At 68.2% G+C, this 15,962-nt stretch carries 15 protein-coding genes; 10 read left to right on the top strand and 5 right to left on the bottom strand.

Annotation, left to right across the window (positions count from 1 at the left end; genetic code table 11):
* Positions 1-8 precede the first annotated feature (8 nt).
* The gene (gene rimO, locus IB230_RS04370) at positions 9-1,370 is read left to right on the top strand and encodes a 30S ribosomal protein S12 methylthiotransferase RimO (RefSeq protein ID WP_192269075.1); all 1,362 of its coding nucleotides are present in this window, start codon (positions 9-11) and stop codon (positions 1,368-1,370) included.
* The gene (locus IB230_RS04365; RefSeq protein WP_192269073.1) at positions 1,367-2,194 is read left to right on the top strand and encodes a DUF3025 domain-containing protein; all 828 of its coding nucleotides are present in this window, start codon (positions 1,367-1,369) and stop codon (positions 2,192-2,194) included. The genes rimO and IB230_RS04365 overlap by 4 nt, the downstream gene beginning before the upstream one ends.
* 3 nt (positions 2,195-2,197) lie before the next feature.
* On the opposite strand, the gene greB is transcribed toward IB230_RS04365, so the two are convergent.
* The 3 genes from greB to IB230_RS04350 are packed head-to-tail and all read right to left on the bottom strand — an operon-like array spanning position 2,198 to position 4,753.
* Positions 2,198-2,701 carry a transcription elongation factor GreB gene (greB, locus tag IB230_RS04360; RefSeq protein WP_192269071.1) on the bottom strand — a complete coding sequence of 168 codons (504 nt, stop codon included), beginning with the start codon at positions 2,699-2,701 and terminating at the stop codon, positions 2,198-2,200.
* A gap of 1 nt (position 2,702) precedes the next feature.
* Positions 2,703-3,137: a copper resistance protein NlpE N-terminal domain-containing protein gene (locus tag IB230_RS04355; RefSeq protein ID WP_192269069.1), complete on the bottom strand. Its 435-nt coding sequence runs from the start codon at positions 3,135-3,137 to the stop codon at positions 2,703-2,705.
* Positions 3,134-4,753, bottom strand: coding sequence for a helicase HerA-like domain-containing protein (locus IB230_RS04350; RefSeq protein WP_343227253.1), 1,620 nt, complete (start codon positions 4,751-4,753; stop codon positions 3,134-3,136). Before IB230_RS04350 ends, IB230_RS04355 begins: the two co-directional genes overlap by 4 nt.
* Positions 4,754-4,771: 18 nt before the next feature.
* On the opposite strand from IB230_RS04350, the gene IB230_RS04345 reads away from it, so the two are divergent.
* From IB230_RS04345 to IB230_RS04335, 3 genes are read left to right on the top strand one after another with little or no spacing between them, the layout of a single operon-like run.
* Positions 4,772-6,352, top strand: coding sequence for a transglycosylase SLT domain-containing protein (locus tag IB230_RS04345; RefSeq protein WP_192269065.1), 1,581 nt, complete (start codon positions 4,772-4,774; stop codon positions 6,350-6,352).
* A 14-nt stretch (positions 6,353-6,366) separates the two neighbouring features.
* Positions 6,367-7,044 (top strand): lysoplasmalogenase, encoded by a 678-nt coding sequence (locus tag IB230_RS04340; RefSeq protein WP_192269063.1) that lies wholly within the window; start codon positions 6,367-6,369, stop codon positions 7,042-7,044.
* On the top strand, positions 7,041-8,243 hold the full coding sequence (locus tag IB230_RS04335) for a M50 family metallopeptidase (protein WP_192269061.1): 1,203 nt from the start codon (positions 7,041-7,043) through the stop codon (positions 8,241-8,243). The genes IB230_RS04340 and IB230_RS04335 overlap by 4 nt, the downstream gene beginning before the upstream one ends.
* On the opposite strand, the gene asd is transcribed toward IB230_RS04335, so the two are convergent.
* Both asd and IB230_RS04325 read right to left on the bottom strand, forming a co-directional pair.
* Positions 8,219-9,061, bottom strand: a complete 843-nt coding sequence (gene asd / locus IB230_RS04330; protein WP_192269059.1) for an archaetidylserine decarboxylase — start codon at positions 9,059-9,061, stop codon at positions 8,219-8,221. The two genes, IB230_RS04335 and asd, sit on opposite strands and share 25 nt — an antisense overlap.
* Positions 9,058-9,711, bottom strand: coding sequence for an SCO family protein (locus IB230_RS04325; protein ID WP_192269057.1), 654 nt, complete (start codon positions 9,709-9,711; stop codon positions 9,058-9,060). Before IB230_RS04325 ends, asd begins: the two co-directional genes overlap by 4 nt.
* 138 nt (positions 9,712-9,849) lie before the next feature.
* Between IB230_RS04325 and prmB the strand changes: the two genes are divergently transcribed.
* The 5 genes from prmB (at position 9,850) to IB230_RS04300 (ending at position 15,952) form a co-directional block, all read left to right on the top strand.
* A complete protein-coding gene (gene prmB, locus IB230_RS04320) occupies positions 9,850-10,779 on the top strand; it encodes a 50S ribosomal protein L3 N(5)-glutamine methyltransferase (protein ID WP_192269056.1) in 930 nt (309 codons plus the stop codon).
* Positions 10,780-10,918: 139 nt separating this feature from the next.
* The gene (gene aroC, locus IB230_RS04315; protein ID WP_192269054.1) at positions 10,919-12,022 is read left to right on the top strand and encodes a chorismate synthase; all 1,104 of its coding nucleotides are present in this window, start codon (positions 10,919-10,921) and stop codon (positions 12,020-12,022) included.
* Entirely contained in the window at positions 12,015-13,052 is a 1,038-nt protein-coding gene (locus IB230_RS04310) for a D-glycerate dehydrogenase (protein WP_192271269.1), read from the top strand. Before aroC ends, IB230_RS04310 begins: the two co-directional genes overlap by 8 nt.
* A gap of 75 nt (positions 13,053-13,127) precedes the next feature.
* Positions 13,128-14,153 (top strand): aspartate-semialdehyde dehydrogenase, encoded by a 1,026-nt coding sequence (locus tag IB230_RS04305; RefSeq protein WP_192269052.1) that lies wholly within the window; start codon positions 13,128-13,130, stop codon positions 14,151-14,153.
* Positions 14,154-14,191: 38 nt separating this feature from the next.
* A complete protein-coding gene (locus tag IB230_RS04300; RefSeq protein WP_343227252.1) occupies positions 14,192-15,952 on the top strand; it encodes a FimV/HubP family polar landmark protein in 1,761 nt (586 codons plus the stop codon).
* Positions 15,953-15,962: the final 10 nt, after the last annotated feature.

The raw sequence follows: 15,962 nt of genomic DNA, 5'->3' as shown, positions 1-15,962 counted from the left end.
CTGTCTCCATGTCCCTGCAGAACCCCAAAGTCGGCTTCGTCAGCCTCGGCTGCCCGAAGGCCCTGGTCGATTCCGAACGCATCCTCACCCAGCTCCGCGTGGAGGGATACGACATCGTGCCGACCTACGATGCGGCGGACGTGGTGGTGGTGAACACCTGCGGCTTCATCGATTCTGCGGTGGCCGAGTCGCTGGACGCCATCGGCGAGGCGATGAATGCGAACGGAAAGGTCATCGTCACCGGCTGCCTGGGCAAGCGCCCGGAACAGATCCGCGAGCAGTATCCCGACGTGCTGGCCATCAGCGGCCCGCAGGACTACCAGAGCGTGATGGAGGCGCTGCACGAAGCGCTGCCGCCGAAGCACGATCCGTTCGTCGACCTGGTGCCGGATTACGGCATCAAGCTGACGCCGCGCCACTACGCCTATCTGAAGATTTCCGAAGGCTGCAACCACCGCTGCAGCTTCTGCATCATCCCGTCGATGCGTGGCGACCTGGTGTCGCGTCCGGTCGATGACGTGCTGCGCGAGGCCGAGCGGCTGGTGCGCGGCGGCGTGAAGGAACTGCTCGTCGTCTCGCAGGACACCTCCGCGTACGGCGTGGACGTGAAGTACGCCGAGCGCGAATGGCGTGGCAGGGCCTACCAGACGCGGATGAAGGCGCTGTGCGAAGGCCTGGGCGAACTCGACGCCTGGGTGCGACTGCACTACGTGTACCCGTATCCGCACGTCGACGATGTCGTCCCGCTGATGGCCGAAGGCAAGGTGCTGCCGTACCTGGACATCCCGTTCCAGCACGCCAGCCCGCGCATCCTCAAGCTGATGAAGCGTCCGGGTGCCGTCGACAAGACGCTGGAACGCGTGAAGCGCTGGCGTTCCATCTGCCCGGACATCACCCTGCGCTCGACGTTCATCGTCGGTTTTCCCGGCGAGACGGACCAGGAGTTCGAGGAACTGCTGCAGTTCCTCGACGAGGCACAGCTGGACCGTGTCGGTGCGTTCGCCTATTCGCCGGTCGAAGGCGCCGCCGCCAACCTGCTGCCCGATCCGGTACCTGAAGAGGTCAAGCAGGAGCGCCTAGCGCGCTTCATGCAGAAGCAGGCGGAGATTTCCGCCGCGCGCCTGGACGCGAAGATCGGTACGGTGCAGCAGTGCCTGGTCGATCTGATCGAAGACGACATCGCGGTCGCGCGCTCCAAGTCGGATGCGCCGGAGATCGACGGCCTGGTGCACATCCAGAACGGTGGCGAGCTGGGGTTGCGCGTCGGCCAGTTCGTCGATGTCGAAATCACCGAGAGTGACGAGCACGACCTGTTCGGTGATGCCATCGTCGAAACGGCAGGTGCGCCGCTCGATCTCAAGGTGCTGTGACCGCGACAGCGGCAGAAGCCCTTGCCGGCCAACGCCGGCGTCGTTTCATTGCGCCCCTGCGCGATCAGGTGGATGCCGCGTGCTTCCGGCATCCGCTGTTCGAGGGTTACGGGGAGTATCTCGATCTGCTGACGGCCGCACGCTGGCCGGATATCGATACCCTCAATGCGTGGACGCCGTCGCCGGGACCTCGTTTCGTTGCTCAGGACGCCGCCTTGCTCGCCGACGGTCTGCACTACGAAGCCCGCATTGCGCAGGGCCGAATCGCCACGCGGCCGGAGAACTGGCATGACCTGTTCAACGCGCTGGTCTGGATGCGTCATCCGGATCTCAAGCACGCCCTCAACCGAGCGCAGTGCCGACATATCGACCTGATCGGTACACACGAACGCAGTCCCGCACAGCAGGCGCTGACCCAGTTCGATGAAAGCGGCGTCATCGTGCAGGTGCGCGACGCGACGCTGCTGGAGCTGTGGGACCGTCACGACTGGACGGCGCTGTTCCATGCGAACGCCGAGTGCTGGCGCAATGGCGACATCGCCGTCGCGGCCGTGGTGGGGCATGCGTTGATGGAACAGAGGCTGGTGCCGGGACGCCTGCTGGTCGGCAAGTGCCTGGTGGTACTCGGCGATGCGGTCGATGCGGTCGCGCGTGTTGCCGAATCGATTTCGGCGGGTACTTGCCTTGCCGCGTCGGCCGAGTTGCGTCCGCTGCCACTGGCTGGCATCCCGGGGTGGCACGCAGGGCAGGAAGCGGCCTTCTACATGCAGGCGGACTACTTCCGGCCGCTGCGCGATGGTCGCGTGTACCCGCAACCGCTCTGAGGATCAGCTCGTGTAGCTGACGTCCACCAGCACGAAACCGGTGATGCCGCCGGGAAGCTCCACGGAAAACTCGTCGTCGATGCGCTTCTTCAACAGTGCGCGTGCCAGTGGCGAATCGATGCTGATCCAGCCACGGGTCGCGTCCGTTTCGTCCGGCCCGACGATGCGGTAGCGCGACATCTCGCCGCTGGCGAGGTTCTCCAGTTCGACGGTCGCGCCGAAGAACACGGCTTCCGGATCGCTGGGCGCGGTGTCGACTACGCGCAGTGCTTCCAGGCGCTTGCTCAGGTAACGCACGCGACGATCAATGTCCCCGAGCTGTTTCTTGCGGTAGGTGTATTCCGCGTTCTCCGAGCGGTCGCCTTCGGCTGCCGCCGCGGCCAGGGCTTTCACCACCTCGGGACGGCGGACGCGCCACAGATCGTCCAGCTCCGACTTGAGCCGGTCGTGGCCTTCGCGGGTGATCAGGGCGGTGCTTTTTTCGCCCGGCGGGCGCCAACGCGACATCTCAGCGCTCTCCGGCGGTGTCCGCGCGCCGCAACATGCGCCCGCGCGGATCCTCGGCCGGCTCGACGCAACTGCCGGTGGTCAGCACCAGCAACGTATCGTCGTGGAGGGCGAACTCGCGTCGCGGCTGCGCGTCGTCCACGGGCGCGAGGTCGATGCAGGTCTCGTTCCAGGTTACCGTCCAGGTGCCGCGGGTCGTCGAAGACGCCAGGTCGTCCTGGCAGTACGACTGCAGGACGTAGTGTCCACCGGCATGCAGCGTGAGCAGTACATCCAGCGAAGCGCAGGCGTCGGAGGGCAGGGTGCCGAAGTAGCGGCCTGCCAGCGCTCTTTCCGTGGCACCGGAGTCCGACACGACGTCGGCCGAGGCACCCGGGGCCACCAGTGCAGCCGCAAGCAGCAGCGCTGACAGGACGATGCTGCTGCGCGAAGTCAACGCTTGCCGCCGAAGATGCTGCCCAGGATGCCGCGCACGATCTGGTTGCCCAGCTTGGTGCCCACCGTGCGCGTGGTCTGCTTGGCCATCGTCTCGATCATGCCCTGGCGACGCTTCGTGCCGAACACCGCGTCCTTGACGGCCTGCCCGAAGCCGCCGGCATCGGGATCGTCCTTCTCTGTCTTCGCGGCCGGCGCGTTGGCCGCCTGCACGGCGGTTTCCGCCCGCTTGGCCAGCATCTCGGCCGCCGATTCGCGGTTCACGGCCGTGTCGTACTTGCCGCCCACCGGACTGCCGTTGCGCACCTGCTGGCGTTCGGCCTCGGTGATCGCGCCCATGCGGCAGCGCGGCGGCGAGACCAGCGTCTGCTGCACAGGCGACGGAATGCCCTTGTCCTGCAGCGTCGATACCAGTGCTTCGCCGGTACCCAGCGTGGAAATGGCCTGCGCCACGTCCAGCTTCGGGTTCGGCACGAACGTCTGTGCCGCTGTCTTCACCGCCTTCTGGTCGCGCGGGGTGAAGGCACGCAGCGCGTGCTGCACGCGGTTGCCCAGCTGGCCGAGGATGTTGTCGGGCACGTCGTCGGGAAATTGCGAACAGAAGTACACGCCTACGCCCTTGGAACGGATCAGTCGCACGACCTGTTCGATGCGCTGCTGAAGGGCAGGCGGCGCGTCGTCGAACAGCAGGTGCGCCTCGTCGAACACGAACACCAGCTTCGGCTTGTCCAGGTCACCCACTTCCGGCAGCGTCTCGAACAGCTCCGACAGCAGCCACAGCAGGAAGCTGGAGTACAGGCGCGGCTTCAGGATCAGCTGGTCGGCGGCGAGGATGCCGATGACGCCGCGACCGTCGATGTTCGTGCGCATCAGGTCGGTCAGTTCCAGCGCCGGTTCGCCGAAGAACATCTCGCCGCCTTCCTGCTCCAGCCGCAGCAGCGCGCGTTGGATGGCGCCCACCGACTGCGTGCTGACCAGCCCGTAACTGGTGGAAATGTCCTTGCGTTCGGCAGCCACCAGGCCCAGCAGCGCCCGCAGGTCTTCCAGGTCGAGCAGCAGCAGGCCGCGGTCGTCGGCGAGCTTGAACACGATGTCCAGCACGCCACTCTGGGTATCGTTCAATTCGAGGATGCGCGAGAGCAGGGTGGGGCCCATCTCGCTGACGGTGGTGCGGACCGGGTGGCCCAGCTTGCCGTACAGGTCCCAGAACACCACCGGGCTGGCGATGGGGGCGTAGCCGGCGATGCCGATGTCCTGCGCCCGCTGCATGACGCGCTCGCTGCCGTCGCCGGCCGCGGCCAGGCCGGCCACGTCGCCCTTCACGTCGGCCATGAACACGGGTACGCCCATGCGCGAGAAGCCTTCGGCCAACGTCATCAGCGTGACCGTCTTGCCGGTGCCGGTGGCGCCGGCTATCAGGCCGTGGCGGTTGCCGAACTTCGGCTGCAGCGTGACCGGAATATCGTCCGTGATGCCCTTGCCCAGCAGGATCGGATCCATGTGCAACCTCGCGTGGTGATGGCGCGATTCTAGCGGCTGGAAACTGCCTCCGGGATAAAGGACCGCGACGTGCGACCTTGCCCCGGTCGCGCGGCCGGGGCTACCCTCCCGGCTCACACTCTGGATGCCCACCTGATGTCGTTTGCGGTTCCTGTCTGTCTGCGTCTGTGGCCTGTTGCGGCCGCCCTGTCCCTCTTGCTGGTCTCGCCGGTGTCGCTGGCCCAGCGTGTCTCCGCGAAAGACCGCGCCGCTTCGGAAGCGCTGGAACAGCGGATGGCTGCTGCCGAGAAGCGTTACCGCGATGGCCTGGTGCTGGTCGCCAACAGCGACCCGCGCGGTGCGACCGAGAGCGATGCGGCGCTGGAGGACATGGAGGACGCGCTGGCGGCCTGCACCCAGCAGCGCGGCTGCCAGGTCGCCACGTTGCTGGCCACCTACAAGCGCTTGCTGAAGGGCAATGCCGATGCGCAGGGCGAGGACGTTGACGGCGAGGGCGACGTCATCGACGCACTGGACGACGGTACCGACCATTCGGTCCCCAGTGGCGCTGCGATCCCCGAGACGGCCCGCACCGCGGCGTTGCTGAACGACCAGCGGCACGCGTTCGACCGCATGGTCGAGTACAACCCGGCCATCCAGGCAGGCATCCGCCGCTGGCTCACCGATATGCGCCCGGCGCTGATCAACAGTTATGAGAATTACCAGAACATGCGCGCCGAGCTGTATCCGGCGTGGGAGCGCAGCGGTCTGCCGGAAGCGCTGCTGTTCGGCATCATGGCGAAGGAGTCCAACGGCCGCGTGCATTCCACGTCGCGCGCTGGCGCGGCGGGTCCGATGCAGTTCATGTTCCACACCGGTGCCCGCTTCGGGCTGGGGCGCGACGCGAGCGGATTCGACACGCGTTACGACCCGTATGCCTCCGGGCAGGCCAGCGCGGAATACATGAACGAGCGCATGCGCGGCCTCAACAACAACATCGAGCTGGCGCTGGCGGCGTACAACGGCGGTGAAGGCCGGGCGGCCCGCGTGTACCGCGAGAACAGCGGTCTGGGCTTCTGGGACGACGTGGTCTACAGCCAGTTCCCCGGCGAGACGCGCGACTATGTGCCGATGGTGATCGCGGCGGCGTGGTTGTTCCTGCATCCGCGCCAGTACGGACTGGAGTTCCCGAAGGTCACGGCGCAGCCGGCGTCGCTGAAGCTTGCGCGCGACGCGTCGATCTACGAGCTGACCATCTGCCTGGGCAACGGCGGCACGCGCGAGGGTTACATGCGCACGCTGCGCAACCTCAATCCGCGCTACCAGCCCGAGGCGTGGATCCCCGCCGGCACCACGCTGAAGGCGAATGCGCGCATCGCGGGTCTGTACACGCGCTACTGCGTCAACGGGCCGCGCGCGGAGCTGGCGCGCACCTTGGTGAGCGCCGATCCCGCCGCCGCCATCCGTCGCGCGTCGCGGGCAGGCAATGTCGCCGTCGGCGACGTGACCCCGATCGCCGGCGTGCCCACCACCGTCGCCTCCGGCGAGCCGCAGCCCGCCGAACCGAAAGCCAAGCAGGCGCGCGAGTACCGGGTCGCCAAGGGCGATACGCTGGGCCGCATTTCGCAGCGCTTCCAGTGCGACCTGAAGAAGCTGGCACAGGCCAACAAGCTGAAGGCACCGGCGTACGCGGTGCGGCCGGGCCAGGAGCTGAAGCTGGAAAGCTGCAGGAAGTAGGGCGAATCATGGCCATGGACGGCAGCCGACATCTCTGGACTATCGCGATCGTCGCCAATGCAGCGCTGGCGATCGTCGGCGCGGAAATCGCCGGCCTGCTTGCGCTGCACTATGTCTTCAAGCCGCTGACGACGCTGTTGATCCTGGCGATGGCGCTCCGGCTGTCGTCGGCCGAGCCGGCAGGCTACCGGCGCCTGAGCGTGATCGGCCTGCTGTTGTCCACGTTGGGCGATGTATTCCTGATGCTCCCGTTCGATGGCTTCGTGTTCGGCCTAGGCAGCTTCCTGCTGGCGCACATCGCCTACCTGGTCGCGCTGCGGCAGCGTGGTGGATGGTGGCGCGTACGTTGGCCGCTGCTCGCCTATGCGGTGGTCGCGGCGCTGGTGTTTGCGCGGTTGTGGCCAGGACTGCCGGGTGAATTGAAGGTGCCGGTGATCGTCTACGTCATCGCGCTGGCCGGGATGGCCGCGCAGGCGGCAAGCGTATGGCGGGAACATCCGGGTCGTGCGACATGCGTCGCGGCGATCGGTGGCGCGTTCTTCGTCGCATCCGATGCGCTGCTGGCGCTGGATCGCTTCAGTGCGTCGATCCCGATGGCGAGTGTTTGGGTGCTGACGACTTACTGGATCGCGCAGTGGTGCATCGCGCGTTCGGTTGGCGATGAGCGGGTGTCAGCCCGGGAAAGATCATGATCAGGGAAGACGTGGACGTCGACGCTCCCGTGCCGTCGCGCCTATGGTCGGACGGATTGCCACGATGGATCGGAGGGCGTTTGCTCAACGGCGCCTTGCGCGCGTTGGCGCTGGTGGTCGGGATCGCAGCGCTGCTTGTGGCCGCTGGTGCGTTGCCGAGTTCGCATCCGCTCCCCCTCTTGACGTGCCTGATGATGGTCGTGCCGGCCACTGCCATCCACGAGGCCGGCCATGCACTGGCGGCACGCTGGCACGGCATGCGCGTGATCGAGATTCACGTCTGGCTGCTGAATATCATGCCGTTGAGCCGGGGATTTCGTTGGCGGCTCGCGTCGCCACCCAAAGGCGTGGGGGGCTTGGTCAATTCGGTCCCCGACCCGTCACGGCCGCTAAAGCCCGCCATGCTCTGGCTGATGCTCGGTGGACCGCTGGCAAATCTCGTGGCGAGCCTGGTGTGCCTACCTCCCGCGGTGTGGGGTGCTTCGCCCTGGTCGAACTACATGACCGCCTTCCTGCTGATCAATCTGGGGTGCTTCCTCGCCAACCTTGTTCCCTTCTGGGGACGACACCATGTCAGCGACGGATGGCAGTGGCTGCAATGGCGGCATGTGTGGTCGGAGGGCGCGCGTGAGGTCAGCGTGCTCAAGTTCACCTCCTTGTCGGTGTGGGGCGTCACCGCGGAGCGGATACCCGGTCCGCTGCTGCGCCAGATCGAGTCGCTGGGCCCGGGAGGCGTGCTGCTGGTCGCGTGGACACGGCTGAAGGCATCGCAGAACGTCGGCGATTGGGCGGTCGTCGAGGAGGTCGACAGGACTACCACGGAAGTGATGGCTCACGTTCCTCCTGAAGAGCAGCCGGGCTTCAAATGGATCCTCGCTTGGCTGAAGGTGGAATCAACGTTCTCCCGCGCCTTGATCCAGCGTGACGCACGAGCGCTTCTGGCGTTGCCGCTTGGACGTGAAATGCACTGGCGCGCGCCGCACCTGTCGCACCGGTTCGCCGCGCTTGCCTGCGCGCTGGACGGCGACCGCGCCGGTTGTGTGGCGCATCTCGCGTTGGCGCGTGCGGCGGCGCAGACCAGTCTCGATCTCGCCCTGCACGAGAGCGAAGACCGGATCGCCGCGCATATCGAAGGACTGCTTGATCCGACGCCCGACGACGTCGTCCAGCTGATTCAGCCCAGCGTCGCCAGTCGCTGACCCAACCGCACCGGCGATTCCGACGTCAGCTCCGGCGACAACGTCGCCACGTCCGGCGGCAGCAGCACGATCACGGTCGATCCGTAATTGAAGCGTGCCATTTCCGCGAACCGCTCCAGCGTGATGCCCTTGCCGCGGTAGTCCTTGCGGGTGATCGCGGTGCCGTAAGCGGGAATCTCCTCACCGCTCCACACCGTCTCCACACCGGATACCAGCAGCGCGCCGACCATGACCGAGACCATCGGGCCGAAGTCGGTGTCGAAGTGGCAGACCAGGCGTTCGTTGCGCGCGAACAGGCGCGGCACGTTGGCCACGGCGTCGGTGCCCACACTGAAGAGGCGGCCGGGCACGTGCACGGTCTCGCGCAGCGTGCCGGTCCACGGCATGTGCACGCGGTGGTAGTCGCGCGGCGACAGATACACCGTCGCGAAAAGGCCGTTGTGGAACGGCTTCGCGGCCTCGGCATCGCCCAGCAGTTCGGCGGCGGTGAACGACTGCCCCTTGGCCTGGAAGATGCGGCCGTCCTCGATGGGGCCGCACTGGCTGATATGGCCATCGGCCGGCATCAGCAGCGCGCGCGGGTCCGCGTCGGTGACGCGGGCGCCGGGCTTCAGCGCGCGGGTGAAGAAGGCATTGAAACTGGGGTAGGAGCGCGGATCGGGATTCGCAGCCTCGCCGAGGTCGACATTGAACTTCTTCGTCACCGTATCGATCAGCCAGCGGCTGGTACCCGGCGAGGTCGAATAAGCCAGCCGGCGCGCCAGCGACGACAGGAAGCGGTGCGGCAGGACGTAGGTCAGCGAGGTCAGCAGGCTCATTTCGAGGACGCCTCGGTCAACGCGCGCAGGTCGGCGGCGATCGCCTTCGGCTGGAACGGCGGGCGGATCAGGCCAGCCAGGCGGCCCTGCGGGTCGAGCACGCCGATCGCCGAGGAGTGGTCCATGCTGTAGTCGTTCGGGTTCTGCTCGAAGCTGTCGCCTTCCACCTTCATGAAGACGAAGCCCAGCGACTTGGCGAAGTTCTCCAGCGTCGGGACGTCGGCCGTGGCCGCCATCGTGTCGGCGTGGAAGGCATGCGCGTACTCGCCGATGCGGGTTGGCGTGTCGCGCTCCGGATCCACCGACACGAACAGCACGCGCGGGCGGGTGGAGTCGGGCAGGTCCTTCCACTGGTTCTGCGCCTGCGCCAGTTCGGCCAGCGTGGTCGGGCAGACGTCGGGGCAGAAGGTGAAGCCGAGGAAGACCAGCGTCCAGTGGCCTTTCAGTTCGCCGTCGGCCAGTTGGGTGCCGTCGGACTGGCGCAGCGAGAACGGCGGCAGCGGGCGCGCCTGCGGGAACAGGGTGACGGTCTGGGTGGCCGGCCACTGCGTGGCGGGCGTGACCGGGCCGAAGAACTTCTGCGCGGCCAGCAGGCCCAGCCCGGCGGCCAGCGCCAGGACGAGGATGAGGCCGATCTTCTTGTTGAACATGCGTTGGAATTCCCACGAAAAGGAGGGCACGGCGAGCGGGCCGGGGCCGCATGGGCGCGGCGGGAAGGCCGCCATGATACCGGGGCAGCCCCTATAATCGGCGGCCCTCGCCGTTCCGGCGTCTTCACAAGCCTTGCCATGACCGCCGACGTCGCCGCCGAGCTGCACACCATCATCGACCTGATCCGCTACGGCGCCAGCCGCTTCAACGGGGCGGGCCTGACCTTTGGCCACAGCTACGACAACGCGCTGGACGAGGCCTCGCACCTGGTCCTGCACACGCTGCACCTGCCGCCGGACCTCGGCCCGGCTTATGGCCAGGCGCGTGTAACCGGCGCCGAGAAGGCGCAGGTGCTGGCGCTGTTCGAGCGCCGCGTCAACGAGCGCATCCCGGTCGCCTACCTGACCGGCGAGGCCTGGTTCGCCGGCCTGAGCTTCAAGAGCGACGCCCGCGCGCTGGTGCCGCGTTCGCCGATCGCCGAGCTGATCGAGGCCGGGTTCGAGCCGTGGCTGGGCGGCCGCGAGGTCAACCGCGCGCTGGACCTGTGCACGGGCTCGGGCTGCATCGCCATCGCGATGGGCCACTACAACCCGGACTGGCAGGTCGACGGCGTCGACATCAGTGACGACGCGCTGGCGCTGTCGGCCGAGAACAAGGCGCGCCTGCTGGCCGACAACGTGCAGTTCCTCAAGTCGGACCTGTTCGCCGGGCTCACCGGCCGCCACTACGACCTGATCGTCACCAATCCGCCCTACGTCACCAACGACGAAACCGACGCGCTGCCGAAGGAATATTCCTTCGAGCCGGAGCTCGGCCTGCGCGCGGGCGACGACGGTCTGGACCTGGTGCTGAAGATCCTGCGCGACGCGCCGCTGCGCCTGAGCCAGGACGGCCTGCTGATCTGCGAGGTCGGCGAGTCCGAGCGCGCGCTGGTCAAGCTGCTGCCAGACGTCGAGTTCGCCTGGATCGAGTTCAAGGTCGGGCAGATGGGCATCTTCGCGGTCGAATGCGCCGAACTGATCCGCCACAACGCGCACATCACCGCACTCGCCGCCGCGCGAAAATAAGGCCGCGCCCGTCGTGCGCGATGTCGGCGGCGGTTGCGACTGCAACCGTCGCGGCGGACGTTGGCGCACTGCACAATAGGGCGGCCGGTATGCGATCCTCCAAGACCCGGCACCGGTAGTTCCACCCGCGGAGCGGCGCTTGAGCAGCAACAGTTTCGGAAAACTCCTGACGGTCACCACGTTCGGCGAATCGCACGGGCCGGCCATCGGCTGCGTCGTGGATGGCTGTCCGCCGGGCCTGGAGATCGCGCCCGAGGCGTTCCGCCACGACCTGGAGCGCCGCGCCACCGGCAAGTCGCGGCACACGTCCGCGCGCCGCGAGGCCGACGAGGTCGAGATCCTCAGTGGCGTGTACGAAGGCCGCACCACCGGCACGCCGATCGCGCTGCTGATCCGCAACACCGACCAGCGCAGCAAGGACTACGCCGATATCGCGCGGCAGTTCCGCCCCGGCCATGCCGACTACACCTACTGGCAGAAGTACGGCATCCGCGATCCGCGCGGCGGCGGGCGCTCGTCCGCGCGCGAGACCACCATGCGCGTGGCCGCCGGCGTGATCGCCAAGAAGTGGCTGCAGCAGCGCCATGGCGTGATCGTTCGCGGTTATCTGTCGCAGCTGGGCCCGATCACGCCGGAAGGATTCGACTGGAGCGCGGTGGAAGACAACCCGTTCTTCTGGCCGTGCGCGGAGCAGGTGCCGGCCCTGGAAACTTACATGGACGCGCTGCGCAAGTCGGGCGATTCCGTCGGTGCGCGCGTCAATGTCGTCGCCGACGGCGTGCCGGCCGGCTGGGGCGAACCGATCTACGGCAAGCTCGACGGCGACCTCGCCGCCGCGCTGATGAGCATCAATGCGGTGAAGGGCGTGGAGATCGGCGACGGCTTCGCGGCGGTCACCCAGAAGGGCACCGAACACCGCGACCTGATGACGCCGGACGGCTTCCTGTCCAATCATGCCGGCGGCATCCTCGGCGGCATCTCCACCGGGCAGCAGGTCACGGCCTCCATCGTGCTGAAGCCGACCTCCAGCCTGCGCCTGCCGGGCGCGACGGTGGACGTGGACGGCAACACCGTCGACGTCATCACCACCGGCCGCCACGATCCCTGCGTCGGCATCCGCGCGACCCCTATCGCTGAGGCGATGATGGCGCTGGTGCTGATGGACCAGGCGCTGCGCCATCGCGCGCAGTGCGGCGATGTAGGCGAAGTGCCGCCGCATGTTCCCGGCCGTGTCGATGGCTGAGTCGCGACCGCGCGTCTGGGTGTCGCAGCCGCTGTTCGACGACATCGTCGGACGGCTGGCGGCGCATTTCGACGTGCGCTCGACGGGCGAGGTCACCGAGCACTCGCCGCAAGCCATCGCCGACGCCCTGCGCGAATGCGCGGGTGCGCTCATTACGCTGAATGAGCGCATCGGCGCGCGGGAGATCGCCGCTGCCGCGTCGCTGCGTGCCATCGCCAACGTCGGCGTGGGCTACAACAACCTCGATGTCGCCGCGTTGACGCAGGCCGGCATCGTCGCCACCAACACACCGGACGTGTTGACCGAGACGACGGCGGACTTCGGTTTCGCGCTGCTGATGGCGACGGCCCGTCGTGTGACCGAAGCCGAGCGCTGGCTGCGCGAGGGCCAGTGGCAGCAGTGGTCGTTCAGCACGCTGCTGGGCGCCGACCTGCACGGCAGCACGCTGGGCATCGTCGGCATGGGCCGGATCGGGCAGGGCATCGCGCGCCGCGCGCGCGGTTTCGACATGCGCGTGCTGTACCACAACCGCAGCCGGTTGCCGGACGCGGTGGAGCAGGAGTGCGGCGCGCGCTATGCCGGCTTCGACGAGGTGTTCGCGCAGGCCGATCACGTGGTGCTGGTGCTGCCGTACTCGCCGCAGGTGCATCACCTGGTCGATGCCGCCGCGCTGGCGAAGATGAAGCCGACCGCCACGCTGGTGAACATCGCCCGCGGCGGCATCGTCGATGAGATCGCGCTGGCCGATGCGCTCGCGAATGGCCGTCTCGCCGCGGCGGGCCTGGACGTCTACGAGGGCGAACCCGCCGTGCGTCCGGAACTGCTGGCGCTGCGCAACGTGGTGCTGACCCCGCATATCGCCAGCGCGAGCCTGGCCACGCGCCGCGCGATGGTGTCGCTGGCGGTGGACAACCTGATCGCCGCGCTGGGCGAAGGGCCGGATGCGGGCAACCCGCCGACGCCGGTGAACCCGGACGTGCTGGCCGCCGCCACCATCAAAACCATCACCGCCAAACGACAGGGAGCCTGAGGCACGCCCGCAGGTTCCCCGAACACAGCCTTCTCCTGTCTGCTGTCTTCAACCCTCTATCCGCGAAACCCATCCATGAGCAACCAGAACCGTAGCTTCAACGTCGCTGTCGTGGGCGCCACCGGCGCCGTCGGCGAAACCATGCTGTCCATCCTCGCCGAGCGCGACTTCCCGATCGGCAAGCTCGTCGCGCTGGCGTCCGAGCGCTCCGCCGGCAGCAGCGTCGAGTTCAAGGGCGAGAAGATCACCGTGCAGGATCTCGCCACGTTCGATCCGACCGGCATCGATATCGCCCTGTTTTCCGCGGGTGGCGGCATCTCCAAGGAGTTCGCGCCGAAGTTCGCCGCGGCCGGCGCCGTCGTCATCGACAACTCCTCGGCCTTCCGCTACGACGCCGACATCCCGCTGGTGGTCAGCGAGGTGAACCCGGAGCAGGTGCAGAACCGTCCGCGCGGCATCATCGCCAATCCGAACTGCTCGACCATGCAGATGCTGGTGGCGCTGGCGCCGCTGCACCGCAAGTACGGCATCGAACGCATCAACGTGGCGACCTATCAGTCGGTATCCGGCGCAGGCCGGTCGGCGCTGGAGGAACTCGGCCGCCAGACCGGCGCGCTGCTGAATTTCCAGGATCCGGATCCGCAGCGCTTCCCGGTGCAGATCGCCTTCAACCTGATCCCGCAGATCGACGACTTCCTCGACAACGGCTTCACCAAGGAAGAAATGAAGCTGGTGTGGGAAACCCGCAAGATCCTCGGCGACGACAGCATCCAGGTGAACCCCACCGCGGTGCGCGTGCCGGTGTTCTACGGTCACTCTGAAGCCGTCGCCATCGAGACGCGCGAGAAGGTCACCGCCGCCGACGCGCGCGCGCTGCTGGAAGCGGCGCCGGGCGTGGAAGTCGTCGACGACCGCGCGCCGGGTGGGTATCCGACGCCGGTAACGCATGCCTCCGGTACCGATCCGGTCTACGTCGGCCGCATCCGCGAGGACATCTCGCATCCGCGCGGCCTGAACCTGTGGATCGTGTCCGACAACATCCGCAAGGGCGCCGCCCTGAACGCGGTGCAGGTGGCGGAGCTGGTGGCGAAAAACGGCTGAGCGGCTATAGTCGTGGCCGGGAAACTTGGGGAAGGGCCGTGAAACCGAAGCACAGACCTCGGACGGCAAGACTCCGCCTGGCCGGCATGTTCGGGCTGGGGCTGGCGTTGCTGAGCAACGTCGCCCTGGCGCTCGGCCTGGGGGAGATCAGGGTCAAATCGCAACCCGGCCAGCCGCTGCTGGCCGAGATTCCGATCATTTCCAGCGAGCCGGGCGAGCTCGAGCAACTGCGCGCGCGGCTGGCGTCGCCGGTGACGTTCGAGCGTGTCGGCCTGCCGCGCCCGCAGGGCCTGGTGAACGAGCTGGATTTCGCGGTCGCGCTGGACGATGCCGGCCGCCCGGTCGTGCGCGTCACCAGCCGCACGCCGGTCGACGTGCCGGCGGTGAACTTCCTGATCGAAGTGGACTGGGGCCAGGGCCGGCTGGTCCGCGAGTACTCGGCGCTGGTCAGTGCGCCGGGCACGCTGGCGGCCGCCGGGCAGCCGGTGATCGATGCGCCGACGGCCGCGCCGAGCGACACCATCAGCCGCCCGGTCGAGCCGGCCGTCGCCGCGTCGCCGGAACCGGCCCCCGCGGCACAGGCGCCGCCGGAAGCGCCCCCGGCGCGTCCTGCGCCGGCCCCGACGCCCGCCGTGGCGGCGACGCAAACGCCTTCCGTCGTGCCGGGCGGTACGCTGGCGCCTGTACGACGCGGACAGGCCTTGTCGCAGATCGCCGCGCCGCTGGCGCGCGAGCAGGGCTACACGCTGGACCAGGCGATGGTGGCGCTGCTGCGCGCCAACCCCGAGGCCTTCATCAACGGCAACCTCAATCTGCTGAAGCAGGGCGCGGTGTTGCGTGTGCCGGAAGCGGCCGAGGCGCAGACGATCCTCGAGAGCGAAGCCGCTGCCCTGGTGCGCAGCCAGATCGCCGAATGGCGGAGCGCGCGTGCGCCGATCCCGCAGCCGGCGGCCGTGGTCGAGCCGGCGGCACGCCCGCTGCCGGCTGCACCGGCGCGTGCACCGGCGGTCGCGGACGCACGGTTGGAAATCGCACCCGCGGCGACGAGCACGTCGGGTTCTGGAACGCAGTCCGGCGTCAGCGCCGGCGGTGAGGGCGAGATGTTGGCGAACGAACAGTTGCAGCAGTCGAAGGAAGACCTGGCCGCGCGCGAAGCCGAAGTGCAGGAACTGCGCTCGCAGGTCGCGGACCTGGAGAAGCTGAAGGCGCAGCAGGAGAAGCTGCTGGCCATGAAGGACAGCGACCTCGCCGCCGCACAGCAGCGGCTGGCGCAGAGCAATGGCAGCGACGGTGGCGTGCCGGTGTGGGCGTGGGCGGGTTTCGGCCTGCTGTTCGTCGGCGCGCTGGCTTGGGGGTTCGCGCAGCGGCGCCAGCGCCTGTCGCCGGCCCCGGTGCCGCGCAACCCGGTGTTCGGCAAGGCCCCGGCGGACAGCCGGGCGGCCGAACTCGCGGCGGTGATGCCGCAGGCGGCAACCGCGGAGAAGGACCCCGCGCCAGCCCCGAGCCCCGTGCTGGAGCCCGCAGTCATCGTGCCGCCCGCGGCGGTGGCACCCAAGCCCACGCCGAAACCGGCACCGGCGCCGGGTCCCACGTGGCATGCCGGAGGCGGCGCAGCCGCCGCGGTGACACCGCAGCCGGCGCCGCAGGCACCCGCGGGACGCGATCGGCTGGAACTGGCCGTGGCCTACCTCGACCTGGGCGATGTAGCGACCGCCCGCGATCTGCTGAACGAGGTTGTGGCCGGCAACGACGCCATCGCGCGCGACGAAGCGCTGCAGCTGCTGCGCGATATCGGATGACGGACGCGGA

Source organism: Pseudoxanthomonas sp. PXM01, from assembly GCF_014851815.1.
In the GTDB taxonomy this organism is placed as follows: domain Bacteria; phylum Pseudomonadota; class Gammaproteobacteria; order Xanthomonadales; family Xanthomonadaceae; genus Pseudoxanthomonas_A.
The sequence above is the reverse complement of the archived record's forward strand: the minus strand, read 5'-3'. Positions and strand labels throughout refer to the sequence as shown.

Excerpts from the sequence above, each read along its gene's own strand:
- rimO (WP_192269075.1), top strand. The coding sequence starts at position 9 with ATGTCCCTGCAGAACCCCAAAGTCGGCTTCGTCAGCCTCGGCTGCCCG.
- greB (WP_192269071.1), bottom strand. The coding sequence starts at position 2,701 with ATGTCGCGTTGGCGCCCGCCGGGCGAAAAAAGCACCGCCCTGATCACC.
- IB230_RS04345 (WP_192269065.1), top strand. The coding sequence starts at position 4,772 with ATGTCGTTTGCGGTTCCTGTCTGTCTGCGTCTGTGGCCTGTTGCGGCC.
- IB230_RS04340 (WP_192269063.1), top strand. The coding sequence starts at position 6,367 with ATGGACGGCAGCCGACATCTCTGGACTATCGCGATCGTCGCCAATGCA.
- IB230_RS04335 (WP_192269061.1), top strand. The coding sequence starts at position 7,041 with ATGATCAGGGAAGACGTGGACGTCGACGCTCCCGTGCCGTCGCGCCTA.
- asd (WP_192269059.1), bottom strand. The coding sequence starts at position 9,061 with ATGAGCCTGCTGACCTCGCTGACCTACGTCCTGCCGCACCGCTTCCTG.
- IB230_RS04325 (WP_192269057.1), bottom strand. The coding sequence starts at position 9,711 with ATGTTCAACAAGAAGATCGGCCTCATCCTCGTCCTGGCGCTGGCCGCC.
- prmB (WP_192269056.1), top strand. The coding sequence starts at position 9,850 with ATGACCGCCGACGTCGCCGCCGAGCTGCACACCATCATCGACCTGATC.
- IB230_RS04310 (WP_192271269.1), top strand. The coding sequence starts at position 12,015 with ATGGCTGAGTCGCGACCGCGCGTCTGGGTGTCGCAGCCGCTGTTCGAC.
- IB230_RS04305 (WP_192269052.1), top strand. The coding sequence starts at position 13,128 with ATGAGCAACCAGAACCGTAGCTTCAACGTCGCTGTCGTGGGCGCCACC.